The 16,546-nt window shown below is 44.9% G+C and carries 11 protein-coding genes; 2 read left to right on the top strand and 9 right to left on the bottom strand.

Annotated features, from left to right (window positions below):
- Nucleotides 1-73 precede the first annotated feature (73 nt).
- From OQ289_RS01970 to OQ289_RS01945, 6 genes are all read right to left on the bottom strand, one after another.
- The gene (locus OQ289_RS01970; RefSeq protein ID WP_270089199.1) at nt 74-874 is read right to left on the bottom strand and encodes a helix-turn-helix domain-containing protein; all 801 of its coding nucleotides are present in this window, start codon (nt 872-874) and stop codon (nt 74-76) included.
- Between the two features lie 282 nt (nt 875-1,156).
- Complete coding sequence (locus OQ289_RS01965; protein WP_270089198.1) at nt 1,157-1,840, bottom strand: ATP-binding cassette domain-containing protein; 684 nt, start codon at nt 1,838-1,840, stop codon at nt 1,157-1,159.
- Nucleotides 1,834-2,133, bottom strand: a complete 300-nt coding sequence (locus tag OQ289_RS01960; protein ID WP_270089197.1) for a hypothetical protein — start codon at nt 2,131-2,133, stop codon at nt 1,834-1,836. Before OQ289_RS01960 ends, OQ289_RS01965 begins: the two co-directional genes overlap by 7 nt.
- 19 nt (nt 2,134-2,152) lie before the next feature.
- On the bottom strand, nt 2,153-2,623 hold the full coding sequence (locus OQ289_RS01955; RefSeq protein WP_270089196.1) for a hypothetical protein: 471 nt from the start codon (nt 2,621-2,623) through the stop codon (nt 2,153-2,155).
- Nucleotides 2,624-3,133: 510 nt separating this feature from the next.
- A complete protein-coding gene (locus tag OQ289_RS01950; RefSeq protein WP_270089195.1) occupies nt 3,134-5,491 on the bottom strand; it encodes a glycoside hydrolase family 95 protein in 2,358 nt (785 codons plus the stop codon).
- Between the two features lie 87 nt (nt 5,492-5,578).
- The gene (locus OQ289_RS01945; RefSeq protein WP_270089194.1) at nt 5,579-7,993 is read right to left on the bottom strand and encodes a hypothetical protein; all 2,415 of its coding nucleotides are present in this window, start codon (nt 7,991-7,993) and stop codon (nt 5,579-5,581) included.
- A 386-nt stretch (nt 7,994-8,379) separates the two neighbouring features.
- On the opposite strand from OQ289_RS01945, the gene OQ289_RS01940 reads away from it, so the two are divergent.
- Nucleotides 8,380-10,923: a prolyl oligopeptidase family serine peptidase gene (locus OQ289_RS01940; protein WP_270089193.1), complete on the top strand. Its 2,544-nt coding sequence runs from the start codon at nt 8,380-8,382 to the stop codon at nt 10,921-10,923.
- An 84-nt stretch (nt 10,924-11,007) separates the two neighbouring features.
- On the opposite strand, the gene OQ289_RS01935 is transcribed toward OQ289_RS01940, so the two are convergent.
- Nucleotides 11,008-12,090: an FUSC family protein gene (locus tag OQ289_RS01935; protein ID WP_270089192.1), complete on the bottom strand. Its 1,083-nt coding sequence runs from the start codon at nt 12,088-12,090 to the stop codon at nt 11,008-11,010.
- A 457-nt stretch (nt 12,091-12,547) separates the two neighbouring features.
- On the opposite strand from OQ289_RS01935, the gene OQ289_RS01930 reads away from it, so the two are divergent.
- Nucleotides 12,548-12,871, top strand: a complete 324-nt coding sequence (locus tag OQ289_RS01930; protein WP_270089191.1) for a TFIIB-type zinc ribbon-containing protein — start codon at nt 12,548-12,550, stop codon at nt 12,869-12,871.
- A gap of 240 nt (nt 12,872-13,111) precedes the next feature.
- On the opposite strand, the gene OQ289_RS01925 is transcribed toward OQ289_RS01930, so the two are convergent.
- Complete coding sequence (locus OQ289_RS01925) at nt 13,112-13,960, bottom strand: metallophosphoesterase family protein (RefSeq protein ID WP_270089190.1); 849 nt, start codon at nt 13,958-13,960, stop codon at nt 13,112-13,114.
- A 77-nt stretch (nt 13,961-14,037) separates the two neighbouring features.
- The gene (locus OQ289_RS01920; protein WP_270089189.1) at nt 14,038-16,530 is read right to left on the bottom strand and encodes a phosphocholine-specific phospholipase C; all 2,493 of its coding nucleotides are present in this window, start codon (nt 16,528-16,530) and stop codon (nt 14,038-14,040) included.
- Between the last annotated feature and the right edge of the window lie 16 nt (nt 16,531-16,546).

Below are 16,546 nucleotides of genomic sequence, written 5' to 3'. Positions count from 1 at the left end.
AAAGAGGCTTTGGGCAGAAAAAACAGACGCTGTGACGAATATCATATTCGTATACCTAGCTTCGTGCGCAGTATCATTTTTTTTTGGGATTTTTATCCTTGCGATATTGGGTAGGCGTTACTTTAGCCATTTTTTTGAAAAAGGAGCTGAAGTTATTCTCTTCATCAAATCCCAACTCGAAACTGATATCCTTTACCGATCGTTGTGTTTCGCTCAGTAGCCTTTTCCCTTCTTTTACCGTAGCTTGATCAATTAATTCTTTGGGTGTATATCCGAGTACTTCATTGGTTGCATTAGCCAGTGTCCGCACACCTACAGAGAGCTTATCTGCGTAGAACACAACCCTTTTGTTATTTTTATGGCGCTCGCTAACCAGCTTCATAAATCGGTTAGCTAACATATTTTTACGATCTCCACTTTCTGTTTTATCCGCTTCATATGGAGGACGCTCCAGCGCGAGCTTAGTGATCATGATGACCTGCGACACCATATTGGCAACAAAGTGAGCCCCCAAATCACTGTCTTCATTCTTTTGGTACTGATCGATAATATGAGCCATCTGTCCCAAGTAGCTTCCCTCCTCCTTAGTTAGGGTCAACTGATACTCATCCGTATCCCTGGATTCAAACAACGACTGCACGAGTGCATCCTCGAGTAGAGACCTGTTGAAGAAAAAATAATAAACATCATCTTGTAATACCAAATCCTTCTCCCTCTCATCCTTGAAAAGACTTATATGGACTTGTCGTCGCTCCCCTTCTGCTTGTAGTCGGATCGCGACCATGATTTGGTAGTCATTTATGGAAAATTCTTGGTTCGACAGTCTTTCATTGATATGTTGTCCTGTCCCAAGGTAATACTCTTTTGCTTTCATAGTGATTCAAGGATAGTTGGGTACCCTATTATGCATCACTAAGTTAAGAATATAGGTAGCAATTCTCGAACAAAAATCACAAAGAAAGATAGAATTGCAATTGCTGTTTCCTACTAATAAATATCATAGCCCATATTTAAAAATTGAGAAAACATTAAGAAGAGAACCACCAACTATATCCTTTCAAAATGTATGCTAATCCACCCATTGTCGGTAGCCTATGACTCACTCTCCCGTATCTAAATCAACCCCCTACCTATTCGTGTTAGGTAAAATAGACAATCATCTTTTCTGCTCAAATGTTCCTTCTGGCACATAAAAATATTCCAATTCTTTTTGATCCCGAATATAGCGACATCCTCCATTCTGAAGCAGGACGATTTGGGAGGCGACATCCAAGACATCCCTATAATTATGATCGGATATAATAAACCCTTTGTGCGTTTGGTGCAGTGCAATCAATTCACTCATTAACGTCTTGTAGATTGGCTCCAAACCAGAAAAAGGCTCATCCAACAGTAAAAAATCCGTAGGTTGGTTGATCAGGAGCTGAAGTTCAAGATAACGTCGCTCTCCCCCCGAAAGCTGATAGACTTTCCTATCCTTTATCTCTTGGATCCTATCCCCACTCAGGAGCTTATCCCTATCAAGAGGATTGTCTACCAGTAGCGCGATTAGTTTACATACCTTCTCAGAAGGGGGTAAAAAAGAATGTTGCGGGAGGTAGCCTACTTTTTTAGTCCTATAGCATTTGTCCACCTTCTCCCCATTGAGACGTATAAAGCTATGATGTGCCTTTAATGTTCCAAAAATGATTTTCATAAGGGTGGACTTCCCACACCCATTACGTCCTAACAAAGCAATCACATCTCCTGGACTGCATTTGAGATAAACTCCCGTCAATAAAGGCTCTCTATTGGAGCTGTAGCTAAATGCGATAGAATCGACATATAATTCTTTTACCATGTCCATATCAAGATTCCCCCTGTCAATAAAGCCGTTACGAGTACATTTATTCCAAATGCGGTACCATATAGTTTAAATGACGAAGTCCCCTTATTATAATACATGTAAGTTGTTCGCCTCTCCATGAAGCTAACGCCTAGTGCTGTCATCCCATAGCCAGCAGTCATAAAGATCAATGGGAAAGCAACATGGAAGGGTATTTCGAGACCGGGGCCAGCAGTAGCAAGGACGACTGAAAGTATCAGATTTATCCAAAATATCTTTCTGTAGAAATACACGTACAATTTGATCATGGGCCCTCTATTTTTCTCCCTAAAGGACGATTTTTAAATAACCAGTCTTTTTATCCCATTCGCTCGGAATATCCAACGTAGCTATCTCCTCCGCAAAATAATTGGTACAGCACTTTGCTTTCCCTTCTCGCACATTCGCCTTTAATGAGATTTTTGTTGTCTCATCCAGCGATACGGTAAGCCTCACTTCGCCAGCTTTACTGAGTAGGGAAATCGCCAACACTTTACCATCTCCATTGTCCATTAATTTACTGTATACATGTCCTCCATTATCCTGGATGACCCTCACTGCGCCGGGATTAAATCGTCCCTCCTCAAATGCGTCTTTTCCACTCACTTTATCGACAAATACGACATCAAATCGTGGAGGTCCGGTGCTACAGGCTACCCCGTCACAAGGATCGATAATCGAACAGCTCACCATCCACACGCATACATGTAGTAAGGCAAAAAGAGTAAATATGGGTTTAAGCTTGGTTTTCCTTCTCATCGTCTGAAGATAATCAAAAAGCCTTGAATTTCAATCTAACTATCTCTAATTAGTAACTTGCAGTCATCAGCCCATAAAAAGTGATACGGAGTTTATGATGGTATCCTATCTATAAAAAAGATAAATTGACTACTACCCTACAGGGCAATCTTAGTCGATATAGCGGTCTTAGACGTGGAGATAGCATATACCTACATATAGGTATACCAACCATGTAAATTTAATGTTAACTTTGCAATTCATCATCTATCCTTAAAACTAGATTAAAAGTGAAATTATTATTTAAGACATTTACATTGTTAGCGATCGTCGTTATCCTTTTCTTTGTCATACACAATTATCCTTTGTAATTGAAGATAGACAGTAAAGTCGACTGCCCAAGGATTTCATTCACGACAGAGTTGGACGTGTTTTTGACCACAACTCATTCGAGAGTAGTTCTGAAGCCGATGGATTAAACCTTGTTTCAGCCAATCAGAGCTCCATAGAGGATAGTCCATGTTACATTGGCTAGCTTATCGTAAGGACAAAAGGCTGCTTACTTTTGACCTTTATCTTTCTAATCTTGTCTTTGTACCGTACGGCCACTTGCTTATCCTCATCTGCATATACAGTCGCCGAGACCAGTTGCCCATTGCTCCATTTCAAGTCTACCGTCAACCCGTTCCGTGCCCGTAATCCCTTCATCTCGCCAATACTCCAAAAAGACGGCAGAGCGGGCAATAGGTGTACCTCCTCATTATGACTTTGGAGCAGCATCTCCGCTATCCCCGCCGTACCACCAAAATTTCCATCAATCTGAAAAGGTGGGTGCGTATTGAAGAGGTTGTTGAGCGTAGTCTTTGCCAAAAGCTCCTGTACGTTAGCGCCAGCTTCTTCTCCATCTAACAAGCGCGCATAAAAATTAATCATCCACGCTCTGCTCCAACCCGTATAACTTCCCATTCGATTGGATTCATTTTCGTTATAGAATCGACGCCTTTCGATTGTCCGCCTAGCCGCTTCAAAAATAGCCTTTTGATGCGGAGTGATTGACTTGCCGGGATACAGACCAAAGAGGTGTGATATATGCCTGTGTCCAGGCTCCACCTCTTCATAGTCTTCTATCCACTCTTGGATAGTATTGTATCTTGCACTTATTTTAACAGGAGGTAGTTGGGCTTTCGCTTTTTTCAATCGATTGACAAATTCTGACTTCTCCCCCGTCAACTCCGCCGCTTCTATGCACGCCTGAAACAATTCTGTGATAATCTGCGTATCCATTGTTGCACCATAAGTCAGCATAAATACTTGGCCATCCGCCATCCGGTATCTATTTTCCGGTGAGTTTGATGGAGCAGTGACAAGATACCCATTTTTATCCTCGACCAGATAGTCCAAAATAAAATCGGCGGCTTCCCGCATAGCTGGATAAGCCTCCCTTTTAAGATATCTCAAATCATCTGTAAATAGATAATGGTCCCATTGATGTAAGACCAGCCATGCAGCAGCAATCGGGAATGTCCCCCAACCCACACCGTCCGTAATGGCTGTCCGTCCAAATAAATCCGTCAGGTGGTTCATCGTCCATCCAGCAGAATTATAGGTCTTGCGAGCAGTCACACGTCCTGGTTCTCGCAAAGCCGTTATCAGATTCGAAAAAGGTATCACCGTCTCCGAGAGATTGCACACTTCAGCTGGCCAATAGTTCATTTGTATATTGATATTCGTATGAAAATCCGAACTCCAGGCCGCATTCATATCCTTGTTCCAGATACCCTGTAAGTTTGCAGGAAGTACACCAGGTGAACGCGAAGACCCCATCAACAGATAGCGTCCGTATTGAAAATACAAGCTGATCAATCCCAAGTCTACTTCTCCGGCGTTTACTTTTTTAAGACGTTGATCCGTCGGTAATACAGACGGATTTCCCATATTGAACACCACCCGGTCGAACATCTTGGCATGATCATCTGTATGCCTACGTCTCGCCTGGTCAAATGAAAGTCCTTCCGTCGCGGCCAATATAGCTTGACAACGTGTTAATGGGTCAATAGACCGATCATAATTTAACTTCGTAAAGTCGTAATCTGTCGCAGCTGTAAAATAAAACAACACTTCGTCTGCCTCTTTGACAAAGAAAGAATTAGCATTGGTCACCATACTTCCTCCCGTATGCGAGCCTCTTACCAAACCTGCAAATTTCATATGCAAGCCTACATCACCCCCATCCTCCATGGGTAAGTCGGCTATTTGACCTTGAATCATCAGCTCTTTTTCTCCGAGTGGTAAAGCTGTAGCATCCTGCTCGCGTCCGTATGAAAATCTAAAGGTAAGTTGTCCAGGTTTATTGGCCGATAGTCGTATGACAATGACATTGTCTGGAGCGGAAGCAAATATCTCCCGTTTGTATTGCACCCCGTTTAATTCGTACTGTACCGCAGCTACGCCCGTCTGTATATCCAACGATCGGCGATATCCCGTAATCTGTTTCGGCGAATAGCTTTTTGTTGCAAAATCAATTCTGAAATCACCAAACGATTGATAGGACCGTATCCTCAACGGATCGCTTCTCAAAACCTTGTCCGAGAGTGCAGACGCCTTCGCTATCTCACCATCCAACAACAGGCGCTGGATTTCCGGCATCTTTGCAGCAGCATTCGCATCCGCCTGAGTTTTTGTTCCGGCCCATAGGCTTTCTTCGTTCAGCTGTATAACCTCTCGATTCCAGTCACCAAAAACCATCGCTCCCAAACGTCCATTGCCCACCGGCAGGGCCTCTTCCCAAACCTTCGCTGGCGCATCATACCACAGTACATGCTCTTGGTGTTGTGCCTTCAGCTGCATGCCCATCAACGAGAACATATAGATACACAATTGGATTTTCATCTTTAAAGTCGATTTCATTCTGTCATTCACTTGCCCCTTTCCTCACGATATCCCTACCATTCCTCCCGAAAGGCTTCTTTGTCATTACTATTTTGGCAGATTTATCTCTTCGGCCTTACCTCTTACACTATATCTGACCAGTACTTCGGGGCTGCTATCGGCCTCAGCATCACATGCAAAAGCAATGCTTGAGTTACCTTGTGGCAAGATAGCCTTCCCTTGTACATTTAGTTTTTTGATCGTGTTAAAATTTTTGTCCGTTAGCAAGGCGGTACCCTCATGATCCAGCAAGAGATACTGATCGGCTTCAATAGTTCCCTCTATCTTAATAACACCCTTCGCCGTCGTAAAAGAAGGGTTGGATATCGCACCATCGCCCTCGACTTTTAGACGCAGAGCATAGGTCCCTTCGTTGGGTGATTGCCACGACCAATCTGCTCCTCCGGGCTGTCCGGGTTGCATCTCCGACAAATCGCAACGGTAGCGATCCGATATAAAGAGCGGATACAACAAAAATTGTTGTTCATTCACCTTTTCCAGATGCCATTCGGTCTCCGGATCTCGTAGACGCTGCATCTGTTCGTCAGTAAATGCTTTGGCTTTTCTCAATCGGTCCCAATTTTTCATCGCCGTCAATAATTGGTCGATCTGTCCATGCTTACGGAGTGTCTGCATATTGATGCTCATGGCGTAGCCTGAGTCAAAGCCCGCAGATTCCGAAAGTGCCCATTCCAAATCTTCGAGCGTCGTGGTTTCGAATTTACGGTCGGCCAATCGTACCAAAAACCAACCCAACATCCGCGGAAAAAGGTTGCGTTTAAAAAACTCTTGGTTCTTGATCCTATTCTCGACCTGCCCCTTCCGCATCTCTTCTCCCCAAGGTTCACCCCAATTCATCCTGGTGTGTATATGCCAAAGAAAATGATCCAATCGACTCGCATCATTGATCAAATCGGTCTTATCCGTCAAATGCTCATAGTATTCTTTAATGAATCGAGCCGTTGCATAGTAGTCATGTCCAGTATACATACTCCCTTCTAGACCATCAAAGGAAATCTGCTTTAATCCCGTTTTGTTGAAAATATCCGCCAGTCGATGTGCAAATTCGTCCTGCAGCGACAGATCTGGGAATAATGTTTTATACGGATAGTCCCACAATTTATATAGGGGAGTCGTCTTTTGATGAGTCGAAGCCTGTGTCCCGAAAGCCCCTCTGGTACATCCGGTCAACTTCAGCTTATCTCCCATTTTCTCCACTTTACCAAAGGTAATCAGCTCATCATCTATCTGCATAGCATTGAGCGTCAATGGCATTTCAAACAAATCCGAGGCTTGCACCTCCATTTCTGTCTGCCCTGCATCTAGCGAATGCAGCAAGCTGAGTTGCCCTTGTTTCAACAGCTTCTTACTGGGCACGGGCGTCACGTATGCATCGTTGGTAGTTAAAAAATTCGTCAACGTATGCACCCCCACGCGTATGCCCTTGGCCCTCGCTTTATCCACCAATACTTTCACCCCCTCATCTCCATTTTTCACAAACGCGGGTTTCCAGTTGAAGTGCCCCCAAGTTTCGAAAGGGTCGGTGTGGTATACATTTCTGAATCCCGCCAGTTGCACCTTGTCCAAGACAAAGTCAAAATCATTTTCCGAAAAGTTGGATATGAGATAGGAGTCCATAGCCGATCTGGACGCTTTGTCCCACTCACCATCCAATAGCGGGTGTGGCAGCCCTTGCTCCAATTCCACTTGCCCGATGCGACTCAGGATTGCTGCACGAGCATCCCCAAACAAAGCGACTTTGGCCCCCACAATAGAAGCATCCGGCCCAGTGAGAGGCAGCGTGAGTGACTTCTCCAACTGCTGTACCTTCCGATATTCTGTTTGTTGTCGATCACGGGCAGATAATTGGAATACGGTACCATCGGCGGTATTGACCGCAGCAAGATTATAGAACGGTACACTCGCTACCGAGAGCTCTGTATTTGCTCCCTTATACCCAAATTGGGTACTATATTGTGTCGCCGCTTCCTGCGGGATACCACCATTCGTTTTACTGTTCATCGCCTGGATGCCAAAAGCAATTTCGCTCTGCTGTACCACACCTACTATTTCTCCTACCACCTCATGGAGATCAACTTTCACGGGGCCAAATAGCACCAATCTATATTGATTGCTTAGCTCGACAATTTCGTAAGTAATCGCGTGTGCCATCTGCTTCACATCCAATACCACTTCACCCCCATCAGCCATTTGCAAAATGAATCGCTCCCCCTTGACCTCCAGTCTTTTCGGCAGAATGATTTGACCATCCTTCACCGCAGACACAATCGGATAAGCACCTTTCGATAGAATTTCTGTTCCAGCTACCTGAATCGACGTATAAAACCCTTTTTCATCTAGGCGCACTTTCGTCTGCTTGGTCTGCAAATCTGTCGCCTTGCCAATCTGAACCAGCAACAGCAATAGACAGAGCACGGGTATTATTCTCCATTTATTTAACATGATTGGATTTTTATGTTTTTAATTGATAACGTCTCAGTCTTGAAACAGCTTATATCTGGTTTGCACACTTACGGTATAGCTAGAGCATCCCTGTAATTGGTCCCTATTTAACCGACCCTAAATTAACGCAATTGATCCGAAAATTTTTACGCCTATATTACCCAATACTAACACTATATTGTCCACTCCTTCTCCTATAGACACCTTATCGCGGATCCTTCTCCACATCGATTCTTCCTCTAATCTTCAACCCCTATAACTTAATTCCAATAACCTAAACCCCAATCCCTACGGTCCCATCAACAATCACTTGCCAACTTCACAACTTAATGCTATTTTTATACTGCTAAACCCTTTTTCATATGAAATCCTAACCTTGCATCCCAATGAAACACGCCTCCCTATATCCGAGCTGGAAATTGTTATTTCTGGTGCTCAGTCTGCCTCTACTACCCATGTGTATATCCGCCCAACAGCTCCATTCCTTTACTGAAGGACTATCTGTAGAGGTCCCCTATACCTATGGTCGAGAAGCCTTGTACACAGACGAACTCCTATGGCAATATTACCACCAGGGTGTAGTCCGGCCTCAAGTAGGCAAGCCTTGGGACCAACAACAGACCCCCTCCTTATGGACAGCCGTAGTCGCAGATAGCACGGGTTTCTTCAGGCCTCAACGTAGTACTGGCGGTAACCTCCGTCAACCCAACAATCCACCCGGGCCCGGTCGTGTTGCCGAGCAAGGTCATACACCTAGGGCGACGACTTCCTATCGCGGGCCACGGTCCAGCTACCTTTACCTATCCTATCATTCGGACAAGGAGCAGGATGCCCTCTTGAACATCAAAGGCAACAGTGCGGTACTCATCAATGGCGAACTACATGCAGGCGACCCCTACAGAATGGGGTGGCTGGAATTGCCCGTCCGTCTCAAAAAAGGGTTGAATGACTTTTATGTCCGGGGGACATACGTTTCCGCACAACTCCGTTTCGCAAAGCAAAGCGCGTTACTTGCTACCGATGACCTTACATTGCCCGATATTGTGCATGGCAGAGACAATAAGAAGCTTACACTTGGTCTCGTCATCATCAATAACAGCCCTAAAAAGCTACAAGATCTAAAAATCCAAAGCACAACCCATGGACGTCAAACGATTACTTCCGTACCTCCCATCATGGCGCAGAGTACAAGAAAGATTGCGGTCCATATCGATGGGTCATCTGTCCAAGATATCGGAAATATCGTTAGCCAGCTGGAATTGTTACAAGGCGGAAAGGTCGTCGACCAGAAAGACATCACGCTCAGAAGCGTTGATACAAAGACCCCTTACCGCATCACATTCATCAGCAGGATTGATGGTAGTGTACAGTACTATGCCGTCAATCCCGCTACAGGAGGAGAGAAAGCTGGAGATGCGCTTTTCTTTTCCGTCCATGGTGCTGGGGTCGAAGCCCTAGGACAAGCACAAGCCTACCAACCCAAAGACTGGGGCACCTTGATAGCCCCTACCAATCGCCGCCCACGCGGATTCAATTGGGAAGATTGGGGCCGTCTGGATGCATTAGAGGTTCTTGGTCTAGCCAAGCAGCAACTACAGCCTGACAGCCAACGCATCTATCTAACAGGGCATTCTATGGGTGGTCACGGGACTTGGTTCTTAGGCGCCACCTATCCCGATAAATGGGCAGCAATAGCGCCTTGCGCCGGATATCCGACGTTAAAGGGCTACGGCTCGGCAGATGGGCTCGTTCCTGACAAAGGGCGCAATGCGTTAGAAGATGTACTCCTTCGATCGGGAAATCAAAGTGATGTATTGGCATATGCAACCAACTATAAGCCACTAGGCGTGTATGTACTGCATGGCGATGCCGATCGCACCGTTCCGGTGGAATATGCTCGGCAGATGCGAGCAGTACTTGGCGCCTTTCATCCAGATTTTAGCTACTATGAATACCCTGGAGGTTCACATTGGTACAGCAACGAAAGTGTGGATTGGAAGCCCCTTTTTGACTATTTCAAAGCACACACCCGAAAAACAACTACCAATGTCGATCAAATCGATTTTAAAACCGCCAATCCCGGCATTTCGGCCTCTTACTATTGGGGGACGGTTTATCAGCAGCTCCAGCCGCTTCACTATTCCCATATCCAATTGCTGCGCGATCGTGAAAAATATAGCATCACAGGCCGTACGGACAATGTCCGCATCCTGCGCTTAGATCTAAGCGGATTCACGATCGGCCATCCCATATCCATTACACTTGATAGCTTGAATACACTTACCTATCCTACGTCTGCGACCAATCGCTCTTCGGTATTTCTCCAGAAGGAGAACAACACTTGGAAAATAATAGATGCGCCATCTTTAGCCGACAAAGGACCACACCGGAATGGCACCTTCAAGGAAGCCTTCGACCATAGCATGGTCTATGTATACGGCACCCGTGGTACGAAAGCAGAAAATAATTGGGCAATAGAAAAAGTGAGATACGATGCCGAATCGTGGTATTACAGAGGCAATGGTGCGTTTGAAATTATTTCCGATCAAGAGTTTGATGCGCAAAAATATACCGATCGTAATATTATCCTTGTGGGCAATTCCAAAACCAATAGCGCCTGGGACGCACTCCTTCACGATTGCCCCATTTCAGTGACATCCGGGCAGGTTATCGTCGGTGACAAGCACTATCAAGGAAACGATCTTGGAGGCTACTTCTATTGGAAAAAGCCTGGAACAGTATCACGATCTGTCGGCATCATTACCGGGACAGGTATCAAGGGAATGCAAGCCGCCACAGCCAATCAATATTTTGCTGGAGCGAGTGGATTTCCAGACTATATGTTCTTTAAGTTGGATATGCTCAAAGTTGGTGCTGAGGGTATCTTGGACGCTGGGTTCTACGACAATTCTTGGCATGTAACCCGTTAAATACTCTTTCCCAAATGGGCCTGGCCACTGCGGGACGATACGTACCTCAGTGGCCAGGTCTTTCCATGGGAAGCAAATAACAAATTAGCTATGGCCTTTTCTCCGGCCCATATATACTTTCCATCGGGCTATACGTTGTAATTGCTTATTATGGAGCATCCATCCTCCGAAAACGCCTATTAGGCTCCCAATAACGATGTCCAACAACCGTGCTCCAATCAAGCGATCGATATCGATATCGAATCCTGCACCTATTTCTGCAAGAAAAAAAGTTAGCGGTGTGATGAAGAAAACGGCCAAAGCATAGTGTCTTACCACGAGCATCTCGATTATAAACTGCAAGATGAGAATTGTAAAACAAATCTGCAAGGGGCTGAGATCTAAAATAAGCAGTATCCAAGTAAGGCCCATTCCTAAGAATGTCCCCAAAATTCGATGGAAACTACGACGCCCTACATGTGCCACATTAAGTCCTTGCATCACCGCAAGGCAGGATATCGGAATCCAGTACGGATTGTCCAATTTAAAAAAATGTCCAATCAAGAGACTGCTCGAGATGAATACACCGATGATGAATGACTCCACATGGATCGCATCATTATTTGGTCTGGTTGGAGTGGGGGGTACAGCCTGTTGGAATTTGCGCACCGCATACAGACTGTAAAACAGAGCAAAGATACAGGCAAATATTGTCCCCAACGCGATCAACCCAATCTTTGTCGGCAACGTCGTCCAATCGAAAGGCATACAACTCGCCATAGAGGCAATCATGATAAAAAAGAAATTACGCGGCGGAGGTAATGCAAAATAGTTGACGATCCAATTGATGCCAAAAGCAAACAGCCCCAAAACTGTAGCAGAAAGGATAGGGTTAAAACTAAAAACCGCTCCGATGGCAAAGCTGATGATAAAACCAAATGCACAAAGCAGTAAAGTCAGCATACGATGCTCTAGCGCTGTTGCAGGCATATACAAAATCACTAATCCCCCAATACAGGACAGTATACCGTAGTCCATCCTTCCCAAAGCATAGCCAATCAGCAAGGGCAATCCCATACACAACGACGCCAAGACGGGAATATGCCAGAGCCGCTCTGTTTTCTTGAGTTGGAAAAACTGTCGAGTTTCTTCCCGTATGGCGGCCCAGATTGTGGTCAAGAGTTCCATGTGTCAGTGCTTTAAATCTGCAGGATTAAGCTCCTTAGGCAAAGGTACCAAAACCGCTCGCCCCTCTTCTACAAAAACACCATTTTATTTGCAATACAGCAAAAAAGGGACTATTTTTATTGCACTGAAGTATAATGTAATAACCGATTATAGCTTTTGAACTCCCTCGAACATACATGTTTTGTGGTGCACAGGGCTAGTCGGTGACGGATGGTAGACCGCACATATATCTCCTCATTTTGTTGGTTCAGATGAAGAGATGCCATGTTTGTGCAAGCGTGTCCACCATCCGTTTTTTTTTAAATGGATGGCACAGTTATCCCTGTTACCCACCTCCTAGTCTCCAATCACCTAATCCCCAATTATGTTAAAAAACGTCAAATTGCGATTGCCTCATCACGAGATCACCCAAAATTTCTTAGCTTGCTGATTGATGTAAAAAATAAAACACAACGATATGAAATGCCCAAATTGTAATGACACCTTATTAATGACCGAACGTCATCAGGTAGAGATTGACTATTGTCCGAGCTGTAGAGGCGTATGGTTGGACAAGGGAGAACTTGATAAATTACTACAGTATGCGTCTTCTCAAAACAATGCGCCTAGCCCAACAACGAACTATCAAGAACGCCCAGTTGTCAACCGGGACTATAATGAAAAACGGAATTATGAAGAAGAATCCGATCGATATAGTGAGTCAAGAGACAGCCGAGAATACCAGCAAAAATACCCCCACAAGAAGAAATCCTTCCTTTCCGATTTTTTCGACTTTGATTAAATAACAGCGGGCAACTTGCAGGTGACGGATAGCAAAGGGGGCATACTGCGGTGCCAACAACAGACAGCAAAGCTCCATTTTACAAACTAAAAGCACGCATTGATAGCCTTACTATCCATGCGTGCTTTCTTCTATTTTAACAGACGGCGTTGGGTCTTTCGCAGCCCCTTTTAGTCACGAGTCACGAATCAGCAGCTTCTAAAACCTAACCCCTCGTTCTCAATCGTTGCCTTATGGATATTACTTTCCGTTTACCTTCCAGTCATAATCCAGATAGTCCCACGTAAAGGCATCACCATTTACATTAACTTTTAAATACCCCTCTTGCGTACCGTGAAATACCCCTCCCCACCAGTTTGCCGAAATGGCTCCTGCCGTAATAAATTGCACTCCTTTCACTTTGATTTCCTCATACAGATGTTGGTGTCCCTGCAATACCAGTTTCAAATTGTGTCCACCAAACATGTCAAAAATTGACTTTTGGTTAGCAAAGGTATCCGCATCGGTATAATATCCTTCCAACACAGGGTAATACAGCGATAGAAAAGGGACGTGGCTCACCACTACGATCGGTTGATCTTTCGGTGTCTGCGCCAACACTTCACTCAGCCAAGATTTCTGCACATCATCTATACAATACTTTCCATCACAGATCTGGGTACTATTCAACACAATAAAACGCCAGCCCTTATGCGCAAAACTATAATAGCTTTTTCCCAAAACAGACTCAAACAATCCTGCCCCATCCTTACCCTCATGATGCCAATACCGATCATGATTACCCATAGCATAATACCATCTCATGCCAGACGCATCCACTTGCGCCTTATATCTTTGGAATATTTCCTTCGCTTTTGGTAATTGTTCGGCCTTATAGGCATCGACATCCACATTGTCCCCTCCGGTCATAATAAAATCGATCCGTTTGGCCTTTGCATGTTGAGTGGCCTGTGCTAATCCTTCAAAACACCTTGTGTTGGTATTATTATTTAAGTGCAAGTCCGTAAAAAAAGCAAAAGAGAATTTTCCCTGCGCCTGACAGATGGAGGTCAGCACAGCTAAACTAAAAATTAAGAATACATATTTCATCTATACCTATTTATATCGGTCATCACCAATCCCATCAAATCGGAATCCAGCGGACCGTGTTCAACATTTACATTTATCTAAGCTTTACCCATTCCCATAAGCGGATCGGTTTTAGAAGCAATTCCAGATTCTACCCGCCCAGCAAATTGCTCCTCAAAATCAGAAAATCCTTTGCAGGTCACACGCAGATCGTACCAAAAGTGCTGTCTCGCCGTATTCACGACATAAGAAGTCTGCTTTCCAGCTTTAATCTTCAACACCTGTTTCGATTGGCCATAGCTCTTATCTTCAAGCACCACCTCTCGATCGATAGCCCCCATATTGGTGCAGGTACAGATCAGTCGTCCAGACAATCCTTTTCCTCTCTTACTAGGTTCATAAGCACAGCTTATGTGCACTTGTGGGTGCTGCTCTCCACCTTTAAAAGAACGGTAAAAGCCGTTGGGCCCATGTACCGATAGATGATAATGACCAGATGCGCAGTCTGCCAGCGACCAAGTATCCTCCAGTCTGTCACCCGCTTTCACCGCATAATTCCAACTACGCCCCTCTTCTTGTCTGAATGCTCCATGGTGATACACCGTAAATGCAGATCCTGCCGCTTTAGCACCAAATGCCTTGTTTGCCGCTTCAAAAGATATCCGATAACTGGCGCTCGTAGCATCGTAAACCCCATTTACACCAAGCTCATAGGGTAGTGCGCAGGAATCGCGAATACCTTTTTCTTGTTTTGGAAAATACGGTGATTCCGAAGCCCTATCTTGGATCTGTTCTATTTCGGGCTCGGTCAAGGCCTTGAATCCTTTTGGCAAGTCCTTAAACTTGGCTTGATGGATACTTTCGTAAAAAGGCTTCCTTTCCAAAAAGACAGGCTTGGTAATGGCCTCCCCATGATAGGGCCTAAAAATAGAGGTCAAATCCCCACACACCGTCCTTCGCCATTCCGAAATATTGGTTTCCTTAACCTCTTTACCAAGTTTGTATCCCACAAATTTTTCCAGGAACTGCAAGGGTGAGGTATGGTCAAATATCTGTGAATTCACCCATCCACCTCGAGACCAGGGCGAAGCGACGACCAGTGGGACACGATAGCCGAGGCCAATGTTGCTCTCTCGTCCACTTTCGGGATAGTATTGATCCTCCTTACGGACATACTCTAATTTTGCATCAATGCCAGACGAGACCTTACCCGAATCTGTTCGATAGGGATTTGGTGCAGCAAATGGGGCCACATGATCAAAGTAACCATCATTCTCATCGTATGTTAGGATAAAGATTGTTTTTTTCCAAACCTCCGGGTTCTGTGTCAAGATATTCATTACCTCGCTCACATACCATGCGCCAAACCACGGCGAGTCGGGATGATCCGAGAAAAGCTGTGGAGCAGCCAACCACGAAACCGTTGGTAACGACCCCGACTTTACATCTTCTCTAAACTGATGCAAAATATCGCCTTTTGGAATTTGCAAACTGCGGAGCATATCCCCATCTTGATACTCCATTTTTTCCAACTCCATATAATCAGGTCTAGCACTGTTGTTCACAAATGCTCGCTTGTGGATATCCTTCGTATGCTCACTTAGCCGATCAAAGTTGGCCGGCGTATAGATTTCCTGTTCCTTCAGTACACCTTGCAACTGCCCCTCAAGTTTTTTTAAAGCCTCGTCCGCAGGACTTCCATTTGCCTTTTTTTCTTGAATCTGTTTTTCCAAGCTCTTCCTCCGCTCTTCCAACAGGTGCCGATACCGCTTACTGTATTTGACTTCATATTGTGGATAATATTCCATGACATTACAGCCAAAGTTACCCAACCAACTATTCGCTTCGCCAGCATAACCGGCACTACTTGATGATATCTCATTTTGGTAGATTTTCCAATCTACCCCGAGTGCCGACAATCGCTCTGGAAAAGTCTTCCAGTTTGCCTTTCCGCTAAATTCCGAATCCCCATTCCATACCAAAGCCTTACCGTCCAAGTTTTCCCGAATATTACCTGTCCAGAAATACAATCGATTGGGATTGGTTCCCGTCAGGCTTGAGCAAAAATGCTGATCGCAAACGGTAAAAGCATCTGCCAACGAGTAGTAAAAAGGAATATCCTCACGTGTATAATGCCCCATCGTCAAGGGAATCTCCCCTGCATCGTTAGATCCCCAACTCTTGACCTCCAACCAGCGATCCATTTTTCCCTGATTACGAGCATCTGTCTGATCGGGCCAATTATGTGGCAGGCAGCCCATCCACGTGATTTTAGAATCTTTGATATCTAATCGAAAGGGAGCATATGTCTGTCCCGCCTTATTACGCTGCAACCACACTTTGCGCCCATTGGGTTGCAGTATTGCGCGTGGATCGTTAAATCCACGCACGCCCTGCAACGTACCAAAAGCATGGTCAAAAGATCGGTTCTCCTGCATCAATAAAACCACATGCTCTGCGTCCTGGAACGTACTCCCCAGCTGAGGATCGATAGCCATTGCCTTTGCTATCGAGGAAGACAACAACTGTGACATAGACATTCCTCCCGCGAGCATCGCGGCCTTTTTTAAAAAGTCTCTTCTATTATCCATAAAATTAAATTCGGTT

The sequence above is a fragment of the Sphingobacterium sp. SYP-B4668 genome (assembly GCF_027627455.1).
In the GTDB taxonomy this organism is placed as follows: domain Bacteria; phylum Bacteroidota; class Bacteroidia; order Sphingobacteriales; family Sphingobacteriaceae; genus Sphingobacterium.
The sequence above is the reverse complement of the archived record's forward strand: the minus strand, read 5'-3'. Positions and strand labels throughout refer to the sequence as shown.